Source organism: Holdemania massiliensis, assembly GCF_022440805.1.
Taxonomy (GTDB): domain Bacteria; phylum Bacillota_I; class Bacilli_A; order Erysipelotrichales; family Erysipelotrichaceae; genus Holdemania; species Holdemania massiliensis_A.
Genome location: NZ_JAKNTK010000001.1, coordinates 1,985,111 through 2,004,135 on the forward strand (window position 1 = coordinate 1,985,111; position 19,025 = coordinate 2,004,135).

General features: G+C 49.0%; 19 protein-coding genes and 1 riboswitch. Of the genes, 18 read left to right on the top strand and 1 reads right to left on the bottom strand.

The window, feature by feature from the left end:
• The first annotated feature begins 159 nt into the window (after nt 1-159).
• The 12 genes from MCG46_RS09050 to purB all read left to right on the top strand — a co-directional run bounded on the left by MCG46_RS09050 (nt 160) and on the right by purB (nt 12,238).
• Nucleotides 160-600 carry a SpoVA/SpoVAEb family sporulation membrane protein gene (locus MCG46_RS09050; protein ID WP_240279525.1) on the top strand — a complete coding sequence of 147 codons (441 nt, stop codon included), beginning with the start codon at nt 160-162 and terminating at the stop codon, nt 598-600.
• Nucleotides 597-1,595 (top strand): stage V sporulation protein AD, encoded by a 999-nt coding sequence (gene spoVAD / locus MCG46_RS09055; protein WP_240279526.1) that lies wholly within the window; start codon nt 597-599, stop codon nt 1,593-1,595. The genes MCG46_RS09050 and spoVAD overlap by 4 nt, the downstream gene beginning before the upstream one ends.
• Complete coding sequence (spoVAE, locus tag MCG46_RS09060; protein ID WP_430622663.1) at nt 1,592-1,948, top strand: stage V sporulation protein AE; 357 nt, start codon at nt 1,592-1,594, stop codon at nt 1,946-1,948. Before spoVAD ends, spoVAE begins: the two co-directional genes overlap by 4 nt.
• Nucleotides 1,945-3,309, top strand: a complete 1,365-nt coding sequence (locus MCG46_RS09065) for a spore germination protein (RefSeq protein WP_240279527.1) — start codon at nt 1,945-1,947, stop codon at nt 3,307-3,309. The genes spoVAE and MCG46_RS09065 overlap by 4 nt, the downstream gene beginning before the upstream one ends.
• Nucleotides 3,310-3,364: 55 nt before the next feature.
• Nucleotides 3,365-4,090, top strand: coding sequence for a segregation and condensation protein A (locus MCG46_RS09070; RefSeq protein WP_240279528.1), 726 nt, complete (start codon nt 3,365-3,367; stop codon nt 4,088-4,090).
• Nucleotides 4,091-4,092: 2 nt separating this feature from the next.
• Nucleotides 4,093-4,635 carry an SMC-Scp complex subunit ScpB gene (gene scpB / locus MCG46_RS09075; RefSeq protein WP_240279529.1) on the top strand — a complete coding sequence of 181 codons (543 nt, stop codon included), beginning with the start codon at nt 4,093-4,095 and terminating at the stop codon, nt 4,633-4,635.
• Nucleotides 4,636-4,767: 132 nt separating this feature from the next.
• Nucleotides 4,768-5,646: a GDSL-type esterase/lipase family protein gene (locus tag MCG46_RS09080; RefSeq protein ID WP_240279530.1), complete on the top strand. Its 879-nt coding sequence runs from the start codon at nt 4,768-4,770 to the stop codon at nt 5,644-5,646.
• Nucleotides 5,615-5,962, top strand: a complete 348-nt coding sequence (locus tag MCG46_RS09085) for a DUF4358 domain-containing protein (RefSeq protein WP_240279532.1) — start codon at nt 5,615-5,617, stop codon at nt 5,960-5,962. The genes MCG46_RS09080 and MCG46_RS09085 overlap by 32 nt, the downstream gene beginning before the upstream one ends.
• A 42-nt stretch (nt 5,963-6,004) precedes the next feature.
• Nucleotides 6,005-7,720 (top strand): ABC-F family ATP-binding cassette domain-containing protein, encoded by a 1,716-nt coding sequence (locus MCG46_RS09090; protein WP_240279534.1) that lies wholly within the window; start codon nt 6,005-6,007, stop codon nt 7,718-7,720.
• A gap of 807 nt (nt 7,721-8,527) precedes the next feature.
• A riboswitch (purine riboswitch) is annotated at nt 8,528-8,626 on the top strand.
• Nucleotides 8,627-8,803: 177 nt separating this feature from the next.
• A complete protein-coding gene (purC, locus tag MCG46_RS09095; protein ID WP_240279536.1) occupies nt 8,804-9,526 on the top strand; it encodes a phosphoribosylaminoimidazolesuccinocarboxamide synthase in 723 nt (240 codons plus the stop codon).
• Complete coding sequence (gene purF / locus MCG46_RS09100; protein WP_020223454.1) at nt 9,523-10,926, top strand: amidophosphoribosyltransferase; 1,404 nt, start codon at nt 9,523-9,525, stop codon at nt 10,924-10,926. The genes purC and purF overlap by 4 nt, the downstream gene beginning before the upstream one ends.
• Before the next feature lie 16 nt (nt 10,927-10,942).
• A complete protein-coding gene (gene purB, locus MCG46_RS09105) occupies nt 10,943-12,238 on the top strand; it encodes an adenylosuccinate lyase (protein ID WP_240279538.1) in 1,296 nt (431 codons plus the stop codon).
• 212 nt (nt 12,239-12,450) lie between these two features.
• On the opposite strand, the gene MCG46_RS09110 is transcribed toward purB, so the two are convergent.
• Nucleotides 12,451-13,866, bottom strand: a complete 1,416-nt coding sequence (locus tag MCG46_RS09110; protein WP_240279540.1) for a carbon starvation CstA family protein — start codon at nt 13,864-13,866, stop codon at nt 12,451-12,453.
• 446 nt (nt 13,867-14,312) lie between these two features.
• Between MCG46_RS09110 and MCG46_RS09115 the strand changes: the two genes are divergently transcribed.
• From MCG46_RS09115 to MCG46_RS09140, 6 genes are read left to right on the top strand one after another with little or no spacing between them, the layout of a single operon-like run.
• A complete protein-coding gene (locus MCG46_RS09115) occupies nt 14,313-15,227 on the top strand; it encodes a 1-phosphofructokinase (RefSeq protein ID WP_240279543.1) in 915 nt (304 codons plus the stop codon).
• A 16-nt stretch (nt 15,228-15,243) separates the two neighbouring features.
• Nucleotides 15,244-15,720, top strand: coding sequence for a PTS system mannose/fructose/N-acetylgalactosamine-transporter subunit IIB (locus MCG46_RS09120; protein ID WP_240279545.1), 477 nt, complete (start codon nt 15,244-15,246; stop codon nt 15,718-15,720).
• Nucleotides 15,721-15,737: 17 nt separating this feature from the next.
• Nucleotides 15,738-16,517: a PTS mannose/fructose/sorbose/N-acetylgalactosamine transporter subunit IIC gene (locus MCG46_RS09125; protein ID WP_240279547.1), complete on the top strand. Its 780-nt coding sequence runs from the start codon at nt 15,738-15,740 to the stop codon at nt 16,515-16,517.
• Nucleotides 16,510-17,307, top strand: a complete 798-nt coding sequence (locus tag MCG46_RS09130; protein ID WP_240279549.1) for a PTS system mannose/fructose/sorbose family transporter subunit IID — start codon at nt 16,510-16,512, stop codon at nt 17,305-17,307. Before MCG46_RS09125 ends, MCG46_RS09130 begins: the two co-directional genes overlap by 8 nt.
• Before the next feature lie 41 nt (nt 17,308-17,348).
• The gene (locus tag MCG46_RS09135; protein WP_240279551.1) at nt 17,349-17,765 is read left to right on the top strand and encodes a PTS sugar transporter subunit IIA; all 417 of its coding nucleotides are present in this window, start codon (nt 17,349-17,351) and stop codon (nt 17,763-17,765) included.
• 9 nt (nt 17,766-17,774) lie between these two features.
• Nucleotides 17,775-19,001: a hypothetical protein gene (locus MCG46_RS09140; protein ID WP_240279552.1), complete on the top strand. Its 1,227-nt coding sequence runs from the start codon at nt 17,775-17,777 to the stop codon at nt 18,999-19,001.
• Nucleotides 19,002-19,025: the final 24 nt, after the last annotated feature.

A 19,025-nucleotide genomic window follows, 5' to 3' on the forward strand; every position in this document is an offset into this window, starting at 1 on the left:
CTTGGTTATGGAAACAGAACAGGAAATACCCGTCGTTCATCGGCTGATATGAAGTATATAAGATTCTTAAAAAGCTTGTCGTTGACCGGTGTTTTTTTCAACCGGAGGTTTGTCAGCGAAAATCCTGTCCATACTAGCGGATAGACAGGAGGAATCTTGATGAGTACACAAGGCTATAAAGAAACGTCCAAACGGATTGCACCGAAAAAAGGCACACTGGGCAAAGCCGTATGGGCGTTTGTCAGCGGCGGGGTGATGGGGATCATCGGCCAAGGCCTGCTGACGATGTATCAACAGCTCTTAGGATTGGATGCCAAAGCCGCAGTAGGGCCGATGACGATTACCATTGTTTTTGTCACCGCGCTTTTAACCGGTTTGGGTATTTACGATAAGCTGGTTCAGAAATGCGGAGCCGGACTGTTTATTCCCATTTCCGGCTTCGCGAATTCATTGACAGCCTGCGCGATGGAAGGCCGCAGTGAAGGTCCGATCTATGGAATCGGCAGTACCATGTTTAAACTGGCAGGTTCAGTTTTAACCTACGGCATTGCCGCGGCGTATACGCTGGGGTTATTGCGTTGGGTGGTGTCGCTGTTATGAAGACGCTGCATTTTCAATCTGTCTTCGTAGGCGGATGCGGAACGGCAGCCGGACCAATGGAAGCCCAGGGACCACTGAAAGATAAAATTGACAAGCTGTTTGATGATATTTACTGTGAGGAAAAAACGTATGAACAGGCGGAACGGCGGCTGATGTCGGAAGCCTGTGATCATGCCCTGCGGACGCAGGGATTAAAAACCAGCGATCTCGATCTGATCTTAGGCGGGGATCTGCTGAACCAATTGGGAACCAGTCATTATTTCGCGCGCGATCTGGCTATTCCGTTTATCGGTCTGTACGGCGCCTGCTCCAATTCCACACTGATCGCTGCCAATGCCGCCCTGTGGATTGACAGCGGTCATGCTGAGCGAGTGTTAGGTTTGACCAGTTCGCACAATGCGACAGCGGAGCGGCAGTTTCGCTATCCTAATGAATACGGCGTACAGAAACCGGATACGACAACCTATACTGTAACCGGCGCGGGTGCGATGATCTTCCAAAAAGAAAAAACACCAATTCGCTTAACGCAAGTCACATTGGGAAGAATTTTGGACTGGCAGTTTACCAATCCCAATGATATGGGCAGTGCCATGGCACCAGCGGCCTTCGACACGATCTGCCGACATTTTGAAAATACCGGAACAAGCTTTGAGGATTATGATTTGATCGTGACTGGTGACTTGTCTGATGTGGGAAGAAGGATGTTAATTGATCTGTTCAAGCAAAAGGGGATGGATCCTCAGGATAAGCTGATTGACTGCGGCCTTTTGATTTATGACCGCCAACATCAGGAAGTCTTCGCCGGCGGCAGCGGCTGTGCCTGCAGTGCCGTTGTGACGATTGCTTATTTGTTTGATCTGCTTAAGACAAAAGCGCTGCACAAGATCATGGTTGTCGCAACCGGTGCGCTGCTGTCAACCGTCATCGTGCAGCAGAAAGAATCCATTCCCTGCATAGCGCATGCAGTGGTTTATGAAGGAACGGTAGGTGAATGATGATGGAATACTTCGGCGCGTTTGTCGTGTGCGGACTGATCTGTCTGGCGGGTCAGCTGATTTATGACAATACCAATCTGACGCCTGGACACATCACGAGTCTGTTTGTGGTGCTGGGAGCTTTTCTTGACTTCTTTAATCTCTATGACAAATTAATTGAATTCGGTCATGCCGGCGCGTTGCTGCCAATTACCAGCTTTGGCCATTCCTTAATGCATTCAGTGATGGAAGGCGTCGCCGAGCAGGGGTTATTGGGAATACCGCTGGGGATGCTGGATTTAACCGCAGCCGGAATTACCAGCGCCATTTATTTTGCGTTTTTGGCGGCGTTGATCTTTAAACCGAAGCTATGAGTGAGAAAACCCCGTTTTCAGCGGAAGCCTGGAAAAATGTTGACTGGTTAAGGCAGAAAACGGATTGCTTTGATCTGACTATCCGTTCGGTCAACGTCAACAACCGGCAGTGTCTGTTGGTGTTTGTCGGCGGGGTCACCGGTACGACTTCGATTGAACCGATCGTTGAGAGCTTGGTTTTTGATAAAGGCAATCTGGCTTTTTTTCCGGCGACGGTGACCCAGGCGGGCAGTCTGGAGGAAGCGCTCGATAAAATTCTGCAAGGTCAGACCTTAGTCATTCTGGAAGGCAGTGCGTATGCGTTTATTGTGGATACGCGTGCTTATCCCACCCGCGGGCCAAGTGAGCCGACGGTAGAAAAGAGCATCCGCGGAGCACGCGATGGCTTTATCGAACACATCATGCTGGATCTGGGCATGGTTCGGCGGCGGATCCGGGATCCGAAGCTAGTGACGAAAGCCTATCAAAAGGGCAGCCGGACAAAGACCGATATCTTCGTCCTGTATATCAGTGATCTAATTCACCCCTCGATTCTGCAGGACTTTAAGTCCCGTATCGATCATCTGCCGCTCAACGCTGAGGTGACCAGCGAGCGCCAGCTGTGCGAGCTGATGTATGGCCAGACGTGGAATCCCTATCCGCATGTCCGCTATACCGAACGGCCGGACATTGCCGCGATTCATCTGCTTCAGGGCTCGCTCATTGTTTTGGTCGATAACTGTCCGTCCGCGGTGATTCTGCCGACGACCTTTTTTGAACAGACTAAGCAGATTGAAGAATACACCCAGACCCCGGTCATTTCCTTGGTCATGCGGGCAATCCGGCTGGCCGGCGTTTTCTGTTCAATCTATCTTTTACCCTTATGGATGGTTTTGGTGATGCAGCAGAATCCGACCCGGCTGAATCTGCCGCTGCCGGAAATTCCCGGGCCGGTTACCTTTGGCGTGCAGGTTCTGATCGCCGACCTTCTGATCGAATGGATTCGTCTGTCGCTGATTCATTCGCCGCTGATGTTGTCAAGTCTGTTGGGGATTGTGGCGGTCTTTGTGCTCGGCGATGCGCCGATTGCCTATGGTGCCTATACGCAGGAAATTCTGATCATGACCGCGATCGTCAATATCGGCAATTTTGTGACGGCCGGCTATGAGTTGTCGATGGCTAACAAGATTGTCCGGCTGGCGTTAATCGTTTTGGTGGTATTCGGTGGGTATCACGGCTTTTTGATCGGAATCCTGGCTCATCTGATTCTGCTTTTGCAAACACAGGTTGGCCCCTTTCCCTATCTCTATCCGCTTATCCCCTTTAACTGGAAAGAATTCAAGCGTTTGTTCCTCGGCAACTTTACGATGGATAAGAAATAAAATCTAGTGCTGAAAGCCACTTTTTGTTATAATGAAAAACAAGAGGTGGTTTTTTGTGTCGTTTACAGTCGCTGTCGATCAGTTTGAGGGACCGCTTGATCTGATGCTGCATCTGATCAAGGAAAAAGAATTGGATTTGTTTGATCTGGACATCCATGTTCTGACAGAACAGTATTTGCTATATCTGGATAAGATGGAAGAAATGCATTTGGAAGTGTGCAGTGAATATCTTGTCGAACTGGCGACGCTGATTGAATATAAAAGCAAAAAGCTATTGCCGAAACAGGAAGCAGAACTCAGCGATGCGTATGAAGAAGATCCGAAGGACCGCCTGGTTCGCCGCTTGCTGGAGTATCAGCAATTCAAGGAAATCAGCGAGCAGCTCAAGCAGCTCTATTTGGATCGACAGCGGCAGCTGAGCAAGCCGATCTCGATGGAGTCGGAGGAATGGATTAAGTCCAATGAGAATCAGCCGGTGGAGGGCAGTCCGTATGAGCTGGCCAAAGCGATGACCAAATGTCTGCGCCGGATGCAGCTGCTGCGGCCGATTGAAACAAAATATACCGCCAAGGAAATCTCAGTGGAAGACCGGATCCTGCAGATCACAGCGCGGCTGGCGGATTTGCCGGAAACGTTCAGCTTTGAACGGTTATTGGAGGATTGCCACGAAATTCATGAAACGATCGTCACATTTCTGGCGATTTTGGATATGGCGCATACCCATCAGTTATTTTTTACGGTGGATGATGCGGATACGATCTGGTTTAGAAAGGGGTCTTAACAATGGAAAATCAAGCGTTGACGATCGTCGAAGGATTGTTGTTTATTGTCGGCGATGAGGGACTGACCCTGGCGCAGTGTGCGGCAGTGTTGGATGTCAGCGAAAGTGAAGCGCAGCTGATTCTGGAAGATCTGCAGCGGGTGTATGCGGATGATCAGCGGGGGATTGAGGTTGTTGATTACGGCGGCGTGTTTAAGTTTGTGTCCAAAGCGTCCATTCATCCTTATGCTCAAAAATTATTTGCCAATGCCAAAAACACCGCATTGTCTCAATCCGCGTTGGAAACGCTGGCGATCATTGCCTATAAGCAGCCGATCACGCGCGTGGAAATCGAGGAAATCCGCGGCGTCGGCTGTGATATGATGCTGCGCAAGCTGCAGGCGCGGGGTCTGATCAAAGAAGCGGGACGTTCCGAGGCACCGGGCCGGCCGATTTTGTTTGAAGTCACAGAAGAATTTATGGACAGCTTTAAGCTGGTCAGTCTGAACGAACTGCCGGAGCTGCCGGATTATACGGAAAGTGAAAGCGAGGATCTGTTTGAATAGATCCTTTTTTTCACCCTAGAAAATATAAGGAAAACATTTCCGGAAAGGGTTCGAGCAAATTCATCACTCTTTCACCATTCGACAATTGCACTTCGCTTAAAAGGTTGTAAAATAGAAGAGGCAGGTGAGTATATGAAAAAGCGTTTAGGTTTGCTCCTGTCGTTCTGTTTAGCTGGCTGTGCAATGCAGCCAACGGATTCAGCCGTCATTACTAAGGAAAACACGATGCCCTCCGGGTGTCTTTGTTATAGAACTATTCCAGATTTTGATTTCAGTGAGCCTCTGGCGGAAACGGCGCCGGTTGCGGATGCCTTTTTTGCTCAGACCGCGTTTCTGGGGGATTCCCGGGCTGTCGGAGTTTATGACTACGAAGTTTTTCCGCAGGCTGAGGTTCTGGCTTCGATCGGTTTGTCGATCAACCAATGGCAGATCAAAAAAGTAATCGGTGAAGGCAAAGAAAAACAGACCGTATGGGAAGCTTTACAAGCCAGATCATTTCAGCGGTTGGTGCTGATTGTCGGCTACAATGAACTAGGTTGGGATTACAGCTCGGTGTTCAAGCAGAAGTTAAGCGATCTGATCGATCATCTGCGCCAGCTGCAGCCGGAGGCGGTGCTGCTGTTACAGAAGATTTATCCCTGCAGCGCCAAGGGATATGCCGCTGAGAAAGACGTGACGCCGCAGAAGATTGACGAATACAACGTTATCTTTGAGGAGCTGGCTGAGGAAAAACAGATCTATCTGCTCGACCCGTCCCCGCTGCTGATCGACGAAAACAACGAGCTGCGGGCGGAATTGACGGATGACGGCGTGCATTTAAATACGGCAGGCTTTGCGATTTATAAAGAGTATATGAAAACACATGTGGAGGATAGGGAAAATCATGAAAAAATGGAGTGTCCTGATCGCAGCAGCGCTCATGATGACAGGCTGTCAGAGCCCGGCCGCGGACAACCGCAGCCGCAGCGTGGCGGAAGTGATGAATCAGCTGAGTCAGAAAGCGGATCCTGAGCAGACGTTGGTTGATGTGGAAGCAGATCAGATTGACGCATTTTATTTCTTTGAACAGGGTGAGGTTTTGGAGCAACAGCTGAAAATGGCGTCGGATACCCGCGCGGACCAGATTGCTGTGTTTGAAGTCGCTCATCCTGATCAGGCCAAAAAGGTAATTGAATCGAGTTTGGAAGCGATGCAGCAGCAGAATGCCAATTATTTTCCGGAAGAAGCAGCGAAGCTGAAGCAGGCCTGTATTATGAATAAAGGCGCCATTTTTGCGGTGGTTGTCGGGGAAGCGGCGGATGCGGTATGCGCTGCCGGTTTGGAATAAAGAGGGGAGGCGGAGCGATTGATCTGTTCGGCAGAGAATTTAATGAAAAATTATGGCGCGGATCCGGTTTTGGATCATGTCAGCTTGGTGATCAATGAAAAGGAAAAATGGGGAATCGTCGGCGTTAACGGAGCTGGAAAATCAACGCTGCTGCGGCTGATTGCCGGCTTGGAAACTCCGGATGAGGGATCGGTGACGCTTGTGCCGGGGAAAAAAATTTCCTGTCTTGTGCAGCAGCCGCAGCTGGATCCGCACAAAACAGTCCTGGAAACGGTGTTGGAAAGTGCTGAGAAAAAGGATGAGGTGCAGGAATATGAAGCCAAGTCTATTTTGACGCAGTTAAAGATGACCGATTTTACGCAGACGGTTGGAACGTGTTCAGGCGGACAGCGCCGCCGCGTAGCGTTGGCCTGCGCTCTGATCCGTCCCTGCGATCTGTTAATTTTAGACGAACCGACCAATCATTTGGATCAACAGATGATTCTATGGCTGGAAAAACGGCTGATGAAATCGAATAAAGCAATGCTGATGGTGACGCATGACCGCTACTTCCTCGACCGTGTCACCAATGCGATTTTAGAGGTTGAACAGGGGCAGGTATACGCCTATCATACACATTATTCGGGGTTTCTGCAGTTAAAAGCACAGCGTGAGGAAATGGCGCGTGCCAGTGAGCGCAAACGGCTGGCGTATCTGCGCAAAGAAGCGCAATGGATCCAGCGCGGAGCGATGGCCCGGTCAACGAAAAGCCGGGAACGCATAGAACGTTTTGAGAAGCTCAGTGCGATTGAGCGGATTCAGGATCCGGATTCGCTGAAGCTGGGATCACTCAGCTCGCGCTTAGGCAACACCACGATTGAAATTCGCAATTTAAGCAAGGCGATCAACGGTCAGCCGCTGATTCATAATTTCAGCTACATCGTGCGCCGGCATGAACGACTGGGCATTATCGGGCCTAACGGCTGCGGCAAAAGCACGCTGATGAAGCTCTTAGTCGGGCAGCTGCAGCCGGATGCTGGAGAAATCGTGATTGGTGAAACCGTGCGGATCGGCTATTTTTCGCAGGAGTTGGAAGAGATGGATCCGGACCAGCGGATCATTGACTATGTTCGTTCTATCGGCGAGGTGATTGAAACGCCGGATGGGGAAGTGACAGCTGCTCAGATGCTGCAGCGGTTTTTATTCAGTCCCAAGCAGCAATGGCAGCCGATCGGCAAATGTTCCGGCGGCCAAAAGCGCCGGTTAGGTCTGCTGGGAATTTTGATGAAGGCCCCGAATGTTCTGCTTTTGGATGAGCCGACCAATGATCTGGACATTCCGACGTTGATGCTGCTGGAAGAATATCTTGACGATTTTGCCGGAGCGGTACTTTCAGTCAGTCATGACCGCTATTTTCTGGACCGCACCTGCGACCGGTTGTTAATCTACGAAGGTGAAGGACGCCTGAGCTTCAGCAACCTCAGCTATACCGATTATTTAGAGCAGCAGACAGCATCAGAACAGGCCAAGCCGCGGGAGACAACGGTGCGGAACAAGCCGAAGGCCAACCGTTTAACTTACATGGAAAAGAAAGAGCTGGAAGCCATTGAAGTCCAGCTGCCACAGCTGGAAGACCAGCTTCAGAAATTGGATGACAAACTCAGTCAGACTACGGATTACGCTCAGCTGAAACAGTTAGGCCAACAGCGCGACGCCCTTGTAAGCGAGCTGGAAGCCAAGACAGAACGCTGGATGGAACTCAGCGAAAAGCAAAGCTGACTGAGAAACGACCTTCAATAAGAATAAGGGAGAATTCTTTCACCTCTATCGTTGGAAAGAGAAATCACGAAAAACAAAATGAACGGCAGTAGCGGGCAAAGAGAAATCGGATCCGCCAGGACATGAAGTCAATCAACGCTTCAAAAGAGAGGGGTCGTACTCTGTTAACTTATCGAGCGTGGATTGAAACAAAGGGAAAGACGCTTTATCAGGCTCAAAATGGAATAAAAATAAAATGATAAAATTGTCTGCATTCGTGTTCCTGAAACCAAAGCCTTATTTCCTTTTGGATTTACGATGAATTCGATAACGATGGAGCGGATCGATTATCCTTGTTTGCACTTTGTTCAGGATTATTGCAAATTCCTTTTACTACACCTGTCTGATATTGGCAAATTCTGAATTTTATCAAGTATAACTTATAAAAATCTGTGAATATTGGATTTTATTAAGTATAACTGATAAAAAGAATTTGCGAAGTTGAAAATCAGTAATGTTCCTTACCCGAATCATGTTTTTCTTCTTTGTTTCCTGTCATCGCTTTTCTTTGCTTCGACTCTAAAAAAAGAAGGATTACCAGCGGTGCTGCCATCACAATCAGGCCTTGAATCACGAATCTGCGATTTAAAATTAGCGAGTGAGCAGGCATGACTGATGTATGAAATCCAGACATGACACGCATTTTGCAGCATGTCGGTCATCGGATTTGAAAAGCGAATAGAAACGCAGGCAAAAAAGGGATGAAAAAGCTAAAAAAATCATTGTCAAGCAGGGGGAAGAAGTGTATTATATACCTGTAAATCTGATAGCAGTCAGATTTGCATTACTTGTATAGGTGTCAAATTTCGGCTGACACGTATCTACCCACTGGCCTATGTGTGGACTACAAGTAACCTTTTCCCCCATTTTTATAAATGAGCAGTCAAGGTTGAATGCCGAGGTTGTACCTAAAGGAGGAACTCTTTATGAAGAAAGGACCGAATCAGGCGCAGACTTCATTCTAGGAGTTTTTCAGTGCATATTGTGGATACAATATGTTTTTTATTTTACAGAGGTCAATTGAGAGAAAAGGAAGGATATTGCATGGAAAAGCAGGAAATGATGTACGAGGGTAAAGCCAAGCAGGTTTATGCCTCAGAAGATCCCAACCTGGTCATTATTCACTACAAAGATGATGCGACAGCGTTTAACGGATTGAAAAAAGCCAGTATCAGCAACAAAGGGGTACTCAACAACAAGATCACAACGATTTTGTTTCAGCAGCTGAATCAGCGCGGAATCCGAACACATTGGGTAGAAACTTTGAATGACCGGGATCAGCTGTGCAGAAAAGTCAGCATCGTTCCGCTGGAGGTCATCGTCCGCAACGTCGTTGCCGGCAGCATGGCCAAAAAATTTGGTATTGAAGAAGGGACTGTGCTGAAGGAGCCAGTCTTTGAAATCTGTTATAAAAATGATGAGCTGGGTGATCCGATGATCAACGATACGCATGCCGTCGGTTTGGGTTTTGCAACCCGTGATGAACTCGATCAGATCTATGCGATCACCTCCCAGGTCAATGAAGCGCTCAAGGAAATCTTCGATCAGATCAACATTCGCCTGATCGACTTCAAACTGGAATTCGGCAAGGACAGCGAGGGACAAATTCTGCTTGCCGATGAAATCTCACCGGATACCTGCCGCTTCTGGGAAAAGGGAACGGATAAGAAACTAGACAAAGATCGCTTCAGAAGAGAGCTGGGCGATGTGATCGGAGCATATCAAGAAATTTATGGCCGTCTGAGCCAGTGGGTGAATGCAAAATGAAAATGGAAAACGAATATTTTTTAACCGGAAAGATTCATGAAGAATGCGGCGTATTTGGCGTATATCATGTCAGTTCTGCCGCTTCCCTGTCTTACTTTGGTCTGCATGCGCTGCAGCACCGCGGTCAGGAAGCTGCCGGGATCGCAACCAGCGACGGCAAGCAGATCACATGCATCAAGGGCAAGGGTCTGATCACGGAAGTGTTCAACAATGAAACGATCAATAAGATGGACGGTATTCATGCGATCGGGCATGTCCGCTATTCGACGGACGGCGGCAATGAGATTGAAAACGTTCAGCCGATTATGGTGCGGGCACATACCGGCCATTTCGGCGCGGTGCATAACGGCCAGATCGTCAATGCCAGTGAATTAAAAGAAGATCTGGAAAATCAGGGCAGCATTTTCCAGGGCAGCAGCGACAGTGAGATCATGCTGCACTTGATTCAGCGGGAAGCCGGCACCTTCGTTGAGAAGATCATGGGAGCCTGCCGCAAGATGGAAGGCGCCTTTGCGTTTATCATCATGACGAAGGACTGCATGTATGCCGTGCGCGACAAGAATGGGCTGCGGCCGCTGTCTTTAGCTTTTTTGGAAGATGGTTACTGCATCAGCTCGGAGACCTGTGCGTTTGATATTGTTGGCGCGAAGTTTATCCGCGATATTGAACCGGGTGAAGTCGTGCGGATTGCCAGCGATGGTGTTAAGAGCTTTCATTATACCCAAGAGGTGCAGCATAAAATGTGCGCCATGGAATATATCTACTTTGCCCGTCCGGACAGCAGCATTGAAGGCATCAACGTACATACAAGCCGCCGTCATGCCGGGATGCTGTTAGCGCAAAGCGATGATGTCGAAGCGGACATCGTTATCGGTGTTCCGGATTCCAGCTTGTCAGCGGCAATCGGCTACAGTGAAGCCAGCGGGCTGCCGTATGAAATTGGATTGATCAAAAACCGGTATGTCGGCCGAACCTTTATCCAGCCGACGCAGCAGCAGCGCGAACGCGGCGTGCGGATGAAACTGAGCGCGATCAGCAGCATTGTTTCCGGCAAACGCGTCGTGATGGTTGACGACTCCATTGTGCGCGGCACGACTTCACGTCGGATTGTTCAGCTGTTAAAGGATGCCGGCGCCACTGAGGTGCATGTGCGGATCGCCTCGGCTCCGTTCAGCAGTCCATGCTTCTACGGTGTTGACACTTCGACGTATGAAGAGCTTATCAGCGCCCGGATGGGCGTTGACGAGCTGTGTACTTACATCAATGCCGATACACTGAAATTTATGACGATTGAACAGATGCGCGAAGCGATTCCAACCCGCGATCTGTGCGTGTCGTGTTTCAGCGGTCAGTATCCGACAGCTCTGTTCAGTTTCCAAAAAGTAATCAAAAAGAAATAAATCAAGGAGGAAAGCTATGTTAGACCGTTATTCCCGTCCTGAAATGCGCGAGATCTGGAGTGAGGAAAGCAAGTTCAGCGCCTGGCTGAAAGTGGAGCTGTTGGCGTGTGAAGCCTGGAGCCAGTTGGGTGAAATTCCAGCTGAGGATGTGGCGAAGCTGTGGCAGAATGCTTCATTCAATATTGATCGGATTTATGAAATTGAAAGTGAAACCAAACATGATGTCGTCGCCTTTACCCGCGCGGTTTCTGAATCGTTAGGAGAAGAGCGGAAGTGGGTACATTACGGCCTGACTTCGACCGATGTCGTGGATACGGCGTATGGTTATCTGTATAAACAGGCCAATGCCATTCTGCGTCGGGATCTGCATCGTTTTCAGGATGTGCTGAAAGAAAAGGCCCTGAAATATAAAGATACGGTAATGATGGGACGGACGCATGGCGTCCATGCGGAAATCACAACATTTGGTCTGAAATTTGCGCTTTGGTTTGAAGAAATGAACCGGAATCTGCAGCGTTTTGAGGAAGCCGCGGCGATGGTCGAAACGGGTAAGATTTCCGGAGCTGTCGGTACGTTTGCCAATACGCCGCCGTTTGTTCAGGATTATGTCTGTGAAAAGCTGGGAATTCACTCAGCTAAAATCTCAACCCAGGTTCTGCAGCGCGACCGGCATGCGCAGTATTTTGCCACGCTGGCCTTGATAGCGACTTCGATTGAAAAGATGGCGACCGAAATCCGTCACTTACAGCGCACAGAAGTCCGGGAAGTCGAAGAATACTTCAATAAGGGACAGAAGGGTTCCAGCGCGATGCCGCATAAGCACAATCCGATTGGATCGGAAAACATGTGCGGCTGTGCCCGAATTCTGCGCGGCTATATGCTCAGCAGTTATGAGGACGTTGCGCTGTGGCATGAGCGGGATATTTCCCATTCCAGTGCTGAACGGATTATCGCGCCGGATGCGACTGAACTGCTGGATTACATGCTGAACCGCTTCACGCGGATTATCGACACGCTGACCGTCTTTGAAGACAACATGCGTGCCAATATTGATAAAACCTATGGTGTTATCTTTTCCCAGCGTTTCATGCTGACATTGATTGAAAAAGGCATGTCGCGTGAGGAGGCTTATGATCTGGTGCAGCCGAATGCCAATAAGTCATGGAATGAAAAAATCAGTTTCCGTTCCTTGATGGAAGCCCAGCCGAAGGTCACGGCCTTGCTGAGTGAAGCTGAAATTGACGATTGTTTCAATCCTGCTTATCACCTGAAACATGTTGATGATATTTATCAGCGTGTCGGCTTGCTTTAATTTTAAAAATAAACTAAATTTCAAGAAGATGAGTTAGAAAATAACTCATTTTTTTGTTGGAAAGTTTTTGTGATCAGGAACTTCTATGTTGAACTCTGCGAAATTTAAGCCTCTGATCATCTCGAAATAGAACAGCCAAGCAGACCATAAGAAAACGGAGGAATAGCCTCCGTTGTTTCCTGATTTTCAGCATCAGACTGGGAATGTGATTATTAATTTGAGTCGCTTGTCTGAGTGCGGACATAGCGGCAAAACAAAATGAAGCACAGCAGCGTAAAGACCAGTCCCAGCGGATAACCCCATGCCAGAGGAAGATGAAAGCCTTCGCTGGCAACCAAGATATAGGTACTGCTGACCGCTGTCATAAACAAGGCGGGAACAGCCGTGATCAGGCACGCAACATCTTTTCGTTCCCGATAGAGATAGACCGTCGCTGCCCATAAAGCAATCATTGCCAAAGTTTGATTCGCCCAGGAAAAATAGCGCCAGATGACATCAAAATTCAGCTGTGTCAGGACGGCTCCAACCGCAAGCAGCGGGATTGTCAGCAGCACTCGTTTGCGAATCGAGCTTTGATCAAGGTTAAACCAATCGGCTAACGTCAGCCGCGCACTGCGGAAAGCCGTATCGCCAGAGGTGATGGGACAGGCAACCACGCCGACAATCGCTAAAGCTCCGCCAAGAGTTCCCAACAAGGATGTAGAAATTTCATAAACAACTCCGGATTGCCCTAAGGTGCTGAGTGCTGTCTGCAGGACGTCGGTCGTTCCATAAAAAGCAACACCGGCAGCGGCCCAGATCAATGCGATCACACCTTCGGCAATCATCGCACCGTAAAATACTTTGCGGCCATCCTGTTCACTGCGCATACAGCGCGCCATCATCGGCGACTGCGTCGCATGAAAACCTGAAACAGCGCCGCAGGCCACAGTGACAAACAGATACGGCCAGACCGGCTTTCCGGCTGGATGAAGATTTTGCAGCGTCAACTCCGGAAGCGGGTATCCTTGCACGATCAGTCCCCCAGCAATGCCCACGACCATAACCAGCAAAACAATTCCGAAAACCGGATATAATTTTCCAATCAGCTTATCAATCGGCAGCAGGGTGGCAAGCAGATAGTAGCACAGGATCAGAGCTACCCAAAAAGCAACACTCAGCTTATCCGGTGTAAGCAGCGCAAGCAAAGTTGCCGGACTGGTCACAAATACTGTTCCCACTAAAACCAAAAGCAAAACCGAAAAAATGCGCATAACCTGTTTCATGCCGCGGCCCAGGACTTGACCGACGATCTCGGAAATACTTGCGCCATTGTACCGGACTGAGATCATGCCGGTGAAATAATCATGCACAGCTCCGCCTAAGATACAGCCAAATACGATCCACAGGAAAACGACAGGACCGAAAACAGCGCCCATCAAAGCCCCGAAGATGGGGCCGGTGCCGGCAATGTTGAGCAGCTGGATAAGAAATACCTTCCAGGTTGGCATGGCGACGTAATCCACACCATCTGCCGATTGAATGGCAGGGGTCGGACGTGTATCTGGCTGGAAGATCCGTTCAACGAATCGGCCATACACAAAATAGCCGCTGATCAGAAGGAATAATGAAACAAGAAATGTAATCAAAAGAATTCAGCTCCTTATCATAGTATTAGGTCAGACTTTGTCAGGGACGCCGCAGGATCAGAAATAGCAGAAGACTCTGGAAGAAAGCAAAGTCCTAAGACCGACTTTCAGCCGATTGATATAAGACGGCGTTATATTCTCGGATTCAATCTAACACGACGCTTTCATTATAAAACAAGAATGAGCTTTTGCCCAGCCGAAGAAAATCGAGTTTCATGCGAATGCAATCTGAGAAAACAAACAAAGACAAGCAATCATCAGGAAGCAGGAAGGGCAAAAAGCGGAACTCTGAGGTAAAAAAACGGGGAAATAATCATAGTTTTGATTGTATCTGATCATATGCTTGATTGTTTTAATAAAATGATCAAAAAGTGTTGATTATAATGAACGAACTTTTTATAATGAAATCAGTTAAGCGCTTACACTGATTGGAGGAATGTGAATTCATGATTGTTACACACACATCCAATCCTTCGATCGACTACTATCTGGAACTTTCCAACAGCCTGGTCAGCGGCGTTCAGCGGGCGGATTCAGCTTATTGCTTAGCCGGAGGCAAGGGACTCAACGTTTCCATGATTCTTAATCAAATGAGTATTGCTTCAGTGGCGACGACCTTTTTAGGCGGCTTTTCAGGGAACTTTATTCGCGAACAGATGCGTCAATATCCCTGGATTCGCTTGGACGCTGTAGAAATTGAGACGATGAACCGAATTAATGTCAAGCTGCGCAATCATCAGGAAACGGATATCAACACACCCGGTCCGATCGTAAACAAAGACCATCAGCGTGCGTTATTGGCCAAACTGACACAGTTAAAGCCGGGAGATTGGCTGTTGATCTGCGGCAGTCTGGCTCAGGCTGTGGATACAGAATTCTTAGAGGCAGCCGCGTCGCTGGTTCATCAGCAGCAGGCTTATTTAGGTCTGGATATTCCGGGCATCAAAGCCGAAACCTTAGCCCGCTGCCGGCCGCATTTGATCAAACCCAATGTTGAAGAACTGTATGCCATGTTTGATCTTCCGTCCCCTTCTCCGATATCCTCTCAATCGCTGATCGATCAGCTTTTAGCGATGAAAGTCGGCGGAATCCTGCTTTCCAACGGAGCTGACGGGGCACAGTATCATACAGCTCAAGCGCATTGGACGATCGCTCACCCACCGCTTGAAGCTGTAAATACCGTAGGCTGCGGCGACAGCATGCTGGCAGCCTTTGTCGGACGTTTAGATCAGGGCTGTACGATTGAGGAAGCTCTTTTATGGGCAGGAGCAGCGGGGGAGGCAACGGCCGTTTCAGTAGGACTGGCGGATTATGCCCGGATCGAACAGTTGAAGGACAGCGTGAAAGTATACCAGAATTAAGCGAAGGAGAACCTTTATGAAAATTACAATGGCCCGCATCGACAATCGTCTTCTGCACGGCATCGTGATCGCCCAGTATCTGCCGCAGGCTGACTGCCAGCGCATCATGGTCATCGACGATGAAGTCGCCAACAATCCAAAGAAAAAAGAAATGATGATGTTTGCCAAACCCGACGGATATGCTGCCAGCATCATTCCGCTGGCGAAAGCTCTGGAAAATTTCAAAAACAACAAATATGAAGGTCAGCGGATCTTCATTCTGGCGAAGACGCCTCAGGTTTTCGCGGCGCTTTTGGAAATCGGTGTCCCGATTCCGGAGCTGATCATCGGCGCGACCGACCGTCTTAACGAAGGCATCAAGCTCAGCAACCGTGCCTATATCAGTGAAGAAGAAGCGGATGTCTGCCGCCATATTCAGCAGATGGGCACGCGCATCATCGTTCAGCATGCACCATCGGTGACGCCGGTGGAGTTGTCTAAGATTATTCATTAATCAGGAGGAAGAGTACTATGTTTGGTTTAACAATTCTGCAGTTAATCCTCATTCTTATCATTACTGAAATCATCGCTCTGGACAGCGGCGGTCCGCAGACCCAGCTGATTTCCAAACCAGTTGTTGCCGGGACGCTGATCGGCGCCATTCTCGGCGATATGACCCAAGGCATGTTCATCGGCGCCACGCTGCAGCTGATGTCGATGGGCGTCGTCGGTTTAGGCGGAGCGAGTGTTCCAAACTATCTGATCACAACGATCATCACAACCATCGTGGCAATCCAGTCCGGCCAAGGCTATGAAATCGGCCTGGCGATCGGATTGCCGGTAGGCATGCTGTATGTCAACCTGGATATCCTGCACAAAATTCTCAACGGCTATGTCATGCGCTGGTCACAGAAACTGGTCAACGAGAAGAAATTCAGTCAGAGCTTAAACGTTCTGTATCTGCATCTGGTGCTGATGTCATTAAAGTTTTTGCTGCCGGTTTTGATCGTACTGTTAGCAGGTCAAACCGTTACCGAAGCGATTGTCAGCGCAATGCCAGCCTGGCTGTTTAACGGAATGACCGTCGCCGGCAAGATCCTGCCAGTTACTGGTATGGCGATGCTGCTCAACTACATGCCGGTAAAGAAGAATTTCCTGTATCTGTGCATCGGCTTTGTGATGTATGCCTATATGGGTGTCGGAACCTTAGGTGTTGCGATCATTGGTTTCGGCCTGGCGTTTAAGTATTACTATGATCGAACTCAGAATGCACCGGCAGTAGCTGCGGCAGGAGGATTGGAAGATGAATAAAATATTAACTAAAAAAGATGTCAACAAGGCCGGCTTCCGCTGGATGGTTATGCCGATGTCCTCATTCTGTTATGAAGTCCAGTTCGGACAGGCCGTCGTCTATGCCTTGGCACCAGCGCTGCGCAAATTGTATCCGGATGATGACGATTATGTGGCGGCGATCAATAACCACTTCAAATATTTTAATACCCAGCCTTATATGTGCCAGATCGTACTCGGCGCGGCCTTGGGCATGGAAGAACAGCTCGGACGGGCTGGTGCGGAAACGATTCAGGATTTCAAAACCGGAGTGATGGGACCGCTGGCCGGGATCGGTGATACGCTGTTCTGGGTTGTAATCCCGACAATATGGGCATCCATTGCTTCACCGATGGCCTTGGAAGGCAATGCGACCGGAATCATTTTATGGACGCTGTTTGCGGTAGCCCTGACGCTGTTCCGTCTGAAATTCTTCGAGTGGGGCTATACTTTAGGCACGCGTTTGATCACGGAACTGAAATCAACGCTGCAGGTTCTGACTGACGCTTGTTCCATCCTGGGCTTAACTGTTGTCGGTGCTTTGATTCCTTCGGTTATTTCTGTCAAGGTTCCGATGATCATCAATTTTGCGACCGGCACCTCACTTTCCATTCAGGAACAGTTTGACAAGATTATGCCGTGCATGATCCCCGTGCTGCTGACCTTTATCTGCTATAAACTGTTGGGCAAGAAAAAAGTCAGCATGACGACACTGGTCTTTGCGGTCTTGATCGTCAGCATCGCAGGTTCTGCTTTGGGTATTTTAGGCTGATCCAGCCGATTGATTTACAGGAAGAACGAAAGGGGTCAGGCATGAACAAACAAATTATTTTATGCAGTCATGGGCGGCTGTGCGAGGGGATGCTGGATACACTTAGGATCTTTTCCCTCGATCAGGCGATGCCGATCAGAGCGATTCCATTCTATACTGAAGGTGTGGACAGCGAAGCACAATTATCCCAGCTTGCTGACTCAATCACCGCAGATCAACAAGTGCTGATCTTTACAGATATCGCTTACGGCAGCGTCCATCAGCAGGTCATGCTTCAATTCGGGGATTGGGATAACGTGACCGTCATTACCGGAATGAATCTGCCGCTGGTACTCGAATTAGCAGCGACGGGGCAAGCGTGGACGACAGCGCTGATTGATGCAAAAATCAAAGCTGCCCAAAAAGCCATCCTTTGTGCGGATTCCCTTTCGTTCACCATGTCTGAAGAGGATGAATAGGAGGCTATCATGAAAATAGCAGTACGTCAATGTGATATTACTCCGCTGCGGCCATGCTGGCAAGGCGGATATGTTCAGCGCAGTCAAGTTTATGAACACGTTCATGATCCCATTACAGCGACAGTTCTGGCTTTGACCCTGAATGAGAAAAAGATGATTTGGGCGAGTCTGGATGTCAGTGGTGTTCAAGCTGATTTAGCCCGGCAGATTCTTGATAAAACAGCGGACAAGGGTGTGACGTTAAAACCTGAAGAGATGATATTGGGCGCCACGCATACGCACAGCGGACCCTTGGTGGGCAGCTACTATGATCGGCCAACAGATCCGGAATATTGTGATCTGCTGGTTGACCGCGTTTCCGCAGCGATTGCCGAAGCCTACCGTGATCCCGGCATCGAGGTGGAGGTTCGTTACAGCAAGGTCATGATTGACGGGTTGTATTCCAACCGCAATGACCGCAATAAACAATCGGATAAAATGGTGCATCTTTTAGGCTTTTTTGAACAGGGACAATTAAGCGCTCTGTATTGTACCCTGGCGCATCACTGTACGGTTCTCGGGCCCAATTTCATGGATCTCAGCGCTGATCTGTTCGGCGAAATCCGCAGACTGCTGCAAAAACAGTTCGATGTTCCGGTGCTGATGGCCCAGGGCAATGCCGGTGATATGGGCAACAAGCAATATCGTCAAAGCAATCTCTTTGATGAAGTTGAACGGCAGGCCGCTGCAATTGTCGATCAGATTCGCAAGAAGCAGACACCTTGGGAAACGCTGCAGCTCACAGAAATCCAGTGCCGCACAGTTGTTTATCCTGCGGTCTATGATATTGATGCTGAGCGTTTTGCGATGAAGAAGGCGGAGTTCGAAAAGCAGCTGGAAACCGAAACGAATTTTGATACCGTTAAGCTGTTAGTGACTGGAATTCAAAGCTTTGAGCGGAAGATTGCGGCCGGAAGCCGGCATGTTGAGCGGAAGATGCCAGCCTGGATTTATACCTTTGGTGATCTTCAGATTGTTGCGGTGCCGGGCGAGCTGGGCTCAATTCTGGGCTTGCGGATTAAGGCGGCTTCTTCTGCCAAGGTCTGCCTTGTCTGGGGATATGTTGATCCGTGTGATTTAGGCTATATGATTGAGAAAGAAGCCTACGAAGGATTCTCACAGGAAAGCAACGTCACGGATTATCCGGCGGGCATACCGGATGCCTATGCCGATGCGATTATCCAGGCCTTGCAGTGAAATCAGAAGTTTGAGAAGGCGAGG